Origin of the sequence: Methylobacterium variabile (assembly GCF_001043975.1) — a bacterium.
Taxonomy (GTDB): Bacteria; Pseudomonadota; Alphaproteobacteria; order Rhizobiales; family Beijerinckiaceae; genus Methylobacterium; species Methylobacterium variabile.
In genome coordinates this window covers 1-4,938 of record NZ_LABY01000306.1, presented here as the reverse complement: position 1 = coordinate 4,938, position 4,938 = coordinate 1, and the positions used below count along the sequence as shown (strand labels likewise).

The following is a 4,938-nucleotide window of genomic DNA, read 5'->3' as shown; positions in this document are numbered from 1 at the left end:
GATCGGGGGTGGGCCGCAGGGCCGGCGGCCGGGCCCCGCGGTCCGCACCGCGGGATGCCTGTGGGCCGCGAATTCGTGTGGGGCGTGACGAGACGCCCCGGCCCGAAACCTTCACAACCCTGTCATGCTGCTATTAGACTAACCCCCAATGGACTCGGCCATTTCGTTCTGCTGCGGGAGGATGTCGGTGATCGTCCCTCATCAGCAGCCCAGACGGCGCCCGGATCGCATCCCGGCCGCGCACCACGGCGTCCGCTCCCCGAGCGGCCGTGGCGGGCATCCGCCGTGTCCCCCTACTCTCCCCGACCGGCTCGGAGGATAGGCGATGGTCCCCATCTCCTCCCCTGGCGAGCAACGCGAGGACCGGCGTCCAGCCGGCCCCCCTCGCCGCGGTCGGCCCGTCGCCAGGGCAGGATGATGCTGGATCTTCAAACCCTCGTGCTCAACGCGGATTATCGGCCGCTCTCCTACAATCCGCTCTCCCTGTGGTCGTGGAAGGATGCGTTCACGGCTCTGTTCCTCGACCGCGTCACCCTGGTGGCGAGCTACGACATCGAGGCGCGCTCGCCCAGCCGGTCGCTGAAGGTGCCGAGCGTCGTGGCGCTGAAGAGCTACGTCGCCATGGCGCGCAGCCCCGCCTTCACCCGCTACAACATCTACCTGCGCGACACGTTCTCCTGCCAGTATTGCGGCCTGCGCCTGCCCTCCGGCGGCCTGACCTTCGACCACGTGGTGCCGCGCTCCCGCGGCGGGCAATCGAGCTGGGAGAACGTCGTCGCGGCCTGCAGCCCGTGCAACCTGCGCAAGGCCAACCGGACGCCCGAGGAGGCCGAGATGCCCCTCCTCAACGAGCCGCGCCGACCGAGCCGCCACGAGCTGCACCGCCGCCAGCCGGAATTCGATCATCGCCAGTACCACCACACCTGGATCGACTACCTGTACTGGGACAGCGAGCTCGAGACCTGAGCCGGACGCCGGACCGCCCGTCGAGGCGCGGGCGGTCGCGGCCCCGCGCGAATCACCCGAACGAGCCGGCCGGCCCTCGGGCCCGGCAGGACCGCCGCCGGCCCTCGCGAGCGTGGGGGACGGCGGTGGTCCGAATCGCCACCCGGTATGATCACCTGAACGTCAAATTTATCTTCTTCCGGATCTTCCGAGCGTCGCTTCGGAAATTATCTTTTGCCGCCAGATAAATAAATGCAGAACGAATTTTTATCACATTATAAAATTTATACAACCCATCTGCCGCAGCACATCTTGCGTCCGCATCGATTGACGCTCGAGCGGCGCAGCATCGGCTCTACGAATGCTCTCGGTGGCGAGAGTTTCGCAAACCAGAACTCTTGGTCGTGCCACGCTCCGTGTTAGATTTCAGATTTTGCATTATCTTTGATTGCATAATTTTGATTTAATAGCTTGTCGCCGTCTGAAATTCCTGAGCGAACCCTCATCATGATTTCGAGATTATTCCCGCCGCCGCACTTGCCGTCGTGCTGATCGCGCCAGGTGCCGGGCGAGCGAACTGGGTAACACGACACAGACCATCTGTGCGGACGGGACCGGCGCAGCGCCCGGGCCGGCGGAGCCGGGTCGGGCTTCCCCGGGCCTGACCCACCGCGCCCGCGAGCGGAGGATCGGTTCGTGGGCGCGGACACCCTGGAGACGGCGGCGCGGATTGCGCTACACGCTGGAGGCTTGTTCCGTCGAGGCCGCGTAGCGCGGCCCGCCAGCGCCGAAAGCCGCATGCCGCACCCGACCGTGACCGACGCCCCCGCACCCGCGCGCCGCCGAGACTGGCCCGCGCTGTTCCTGCGCGCCGTCCTCTCGCTGTTCCTCGGCCTGCCGCTGGGCGGAGTGCTCTTCGCCCTGACGGGGCTCGGGCTCGCGGTCTACGGCAGCGACCCGATCCTGCAGCATCCCTGGCTCCTGGCCTTCCGCACGCTGGCGGCGGCGGTCTCCTACGTCTTCCTCGGCGGCTTCGCCTGGACGCCGGACGGGGGCTACGCCAGCCTGCACGCCTGGTACGCCGCCGGCGTGGTGCTGGCCTTCTGGCTCCTGGGCCGGCCGTGGCGGCGCTGGCGGCGGCGCAAGCGGCCGGAGCCCTGGCCCCGGCGGGGATGAGGGGCAGACATACTGCGCGATATTGCCGCGGTTGCGGGCAGGGCGGCGGCGGAACGGAACGTCCGCCGGGCGAGGAAATTACCCCCCCCGAGCATCCAGGCCGACGATTGCCGGGATGCGTGCCCTTCACCGGAGCCACATCCATGCACCGTCGCGACGTCCTCGTCAGCATGCTCTCCGCCACGGCGGCCCTCGCGGTCACCCGCACGGCCGTCGCCCAGCCGACTCCGGCCGGCGCCATGCCGACGCCCGTCTACCTGGCGATGGCCACCAAGGGCGGCCTCTTCCTCGAGAACACCGCGCGCGACGCCTTCGCCAAGACCGGCAACCCGCGGGTCAAGCGGTTCGCGCGGGCGGAGGTGACCGAGCAGGTCAACCTCGCCAACAAGATCGACGCGGTCACGGGCGGCGGCATGCCGGTGGGCGCAGGCGGCCCGCCCGGCCCGGGCGGGGTCGTCGGCGGCCTGGTGGCGGCGCCGTTCGCGATCGCCGGCGGCGTGGCCGGCGCGGCGGTCGGGACTGTCGGCGGCGTGCTGGGTGCGGGCGGCGGCGGCACCCCGGGCGGGATGACCTCGGACGAGCAGAAGGCGCAGATCCTGGCGCAGCTCTCCGGCATGCAGGGCGGTCCACAATACGATGCCGCCTTCGTCAACGCCTCGCTCCAGGGTCACCGGGAGGCGCTGATGATCCACGGCTCCTACGCCCAGAGCGGCGAAGATCCGGCCCTGCGCCGTGTCGCCCGCGGTGCCATACCGCTGATCAACCTGCACATCTCGCAGCTGAGCCAGATGCAGCGGATGATGGGCGCCGCCGCCGAGGGCTGAGCACCTGCCGCGCGTGAGAGAAGACGTGGAGTGTGCCGCGACGCACACTTCGCACACTCCGCGGTGATCGTTACGGCCGTGATCATCCCGGAGCCCCGCAACCGCACGGGATGAGGCCTGTCGATCCTGGTTGATCGCAGACCCCGGCGCCGCTCGGCGGCGCCGGGGTCTGCGTGCGAGGAGCGATGCGCATTCCGCTTGCTCTGTTCGAATAAGGGCAGAGCCCATCTCCCCTCTCCCGAGTGGGAGAGGGGATCCTGCGATTCATTGCTACGGCACAGATCAGACGAATTTCGTAGGACGCCGAAGAAGAGCAGGCCCCTGCCCTCGCACGCCGGTGTGCGAGGGCGAGGATGCGATCAGTCCTTCAGATCCTTCTCGATCTCGGCCAGCAGCGCCAGATGCTCGCGGATCTGGCCGCGGGCGAGCTTGGCGACGCCGAGATTCTCCCGGTCCTTGCCGGTGGCGAGGTAGGCTTCCTGGATCTTCAGCAGCGCCTGGTGACCGTCGATCTGGCCGCGGATGTATTCGAGGTCGAAGGCCTTGCCGGACTTGGCCTGCTCGAGCTTGTCGAGCATCGCCTTGCCCTTCGGGTCGAGCTGGCCGGTGACCTCGGGCTCGGCGGGCGGCTTCACCTGGCCGGAGGCGGGCTGGGCCGGGTCGCGCATCGCCTTGAGCACGTCGGCGATGGTCTCCTGCTCGGCGATCTCGAAGCGGGCGAACTGCTTCACGTCGTCGTCGGAGGCCTTGGTCAGCGCCACCCGGCTGGCGGCGAGGGAGGCGGACCCGGCCGCGAGGGTGTCGGCGGCGTGCTTCGCCTCCGCCTCGCCCATCTTGGCGCCGGTATTGCCCGTGGCCGCTGCCGTCGGGCCGGCCTGCTGCTGCTGCGCGAGCGCCACCGTGACGAATGACGGAATCGCCACGGCCGAAGCTATAGCGGTCAATGCAAGACGACGATGCATGGTACACCTTACGTATTCGCGGTGGGTGCGACGGAGCACCGGCAACTGAGCAACGATCCCTGAGCCCGTTCGCCGCCACCAACGTCCCGGAGAAAGGCGAGGTTTCAGCGTCGCCTTTGGTGAATCGCGGCGATCGATACGGGGCATCCGAGGGAGACGACCTGCTCCGATCGCGCCTGCGACCTACGCCGATCGACGGGATTCCGCCGGCCGGCACGAACGTGTCGTCTGCTCACGGCAGCGGACGTCCGCCGCGCGGTCGGCCGTTGCGGGATTCGCAGGCGGAGAGGGAGGCGGGAGGGTGACCACGATCTTCTTCGGAACGCTCAGCCCGTCCCCGGGCGGCGCCACGCCGGTCGCGCCGGTCTGCTGCTCCGCGGTCGTCGTCTGCCATGTCCCCCCCTCGCGGCACGCACTGGGGCCGCGTGACGAAACCGTAACCTCCCGGCGAGATCCGCGCCATCCGGCGGCCCGCACTCTCACCACCGGGGCGACCGCCGGAATCGTCGCCGGAATCCTGGGCGCGGGACTTCTCGGTGCGGCCCTGGCCGGGACCGCCGCGCTGGCGCAGGCGCCGGATGGGCCGCGGGCGATGCAGCTCGCGCATGCGGGCGGGCCCGACGGCCGGCGCGGCCTCAGCGCCGAGGACGTGCAGGCCTTCACGGACGCGCGGGTCGCGGCCCTGCACGCCGGCCTGAAGCTCACCCCCGACCAGGAGAAGCTCTGGCCGCCGGTCGAGGACGCGATCCGCAACCTCGCCAAGCTCAACCGCAACCAGCGCGAGGCCCGGCGCGGGCGCGACCGCGACCCCCTGGCCGAGACCGCGCCGGACGCGATCCGGGCCCGGGCCGATGCGCTGGGCGCGCGCGCGGACGCCCTGCGCAAGCTCGCCGACGCCTCGCAGCCGCTCTACGCCACCCTCGACCAGGCGCAGAAGCAGCGCGCCGCGATGCTGAGCCGGCCGATGGGGCCGCACCGGGGGATGCACCGCCACCACCGCGACGACTGAGCGTCGCACCGCCCTCCATCCC

General features: G+C 70.0%; 5 protein-coding genes. 4 read left to right on the top strand and 1 reads right to left on the bottom strand.

The genetic code is table 11. The features are described 5' to 3' along the window. Positions 1–417: 417 nt before the first annotated feature. From VQ02_RS31800 to VQ02_RS31790, 3 genes are all read left to right on the top strand, one after another. Positions 418–966, top strand: a complete 549-nt coding sequence (locus VQ02_RS31800) for an HNH endonuclease (RefSeq protein WP_048448265.1) — start codon at positions 418–420, stop codon at positions 964–966. 777 nt (positions 967–1,743) lie between these two features. Next, on the top strand, positions 1,744–2,121 hold the full coding sequence (locus tag VQ02_RS31795; RefSeq protein WP_245239910.1) for a hypothetical protein: 378 nt from the start codon (positions 1,744–1,746) through the stop codon (positions 2,119–2,121). Positions 2,122–2,264: 143 nt separating this feature from the next. Continuing rightward, positions 2,265–2,945 (top strand): DUF4142 domain-containing protein, encoded by a 681-nt coding sequence (locus VQ02_RS31790; protein WP_048448264.1) that lies wholly within the window; start codon positions 2,265–2,267, stop codon positions 2,943–2,945. A gap of 359 nt (positions 2,946–3,304) precedes the next feature. Here VQ02_RS31790 and VQ02_RS31785 read toward each other — a convergent pair whose 3' ends face one another. Beyond that, entirely contained in the window at positions 3,305–3,868 is a 564-nt protein-coding gene (locus VQ02_RS31785) for a DUF4142 domain-containing protein (protein ID WP_245239909.1), read from the bottom strand. A gap of 340 nt (positions 3,869–4,208) precedes the next feature. Here VQ02_RS31785 and VQ02_RS39580 point away from each other — a divergent pair, with 340 nt between their 5' ends. Beyond that, a complete protein-coding gene (locus VQ02_RS39580; RefSeq protein ID WP_245239908.1) occupies positions 4,209–4,916 on the top strand; it encodes a Spy/CpxP family protein refolding chaperone in 708 nt (235 codons plus the stop codon). The last annotated feature ends 22 nt before the right edge of the window (positions 4,917–4,938 follow it).

Coding starts and splice junctions, on each gene's coding strand:
- VQ02_RS31790 (WP_048448264.1), top strand. CDS start 2,265: ATGCACCGTCGCGACGTCCTCGTCAGCATGCTCTCCGCCACGGCGGCC.
- VQ02_RS31800 (WP_048448265.1), top strand. CDS start 418: ATGCTGGATCTTCAAACCCTCGTGCTCAACGCGGATTATCGGCCGCTC.
- VQ02_RS31795 (WP_245239910.1), top strand. CDS start 1,744: ATGCCGCACCCGACCGTGACCGACGCCCCCGCACCCGCGCGCCGCCGA.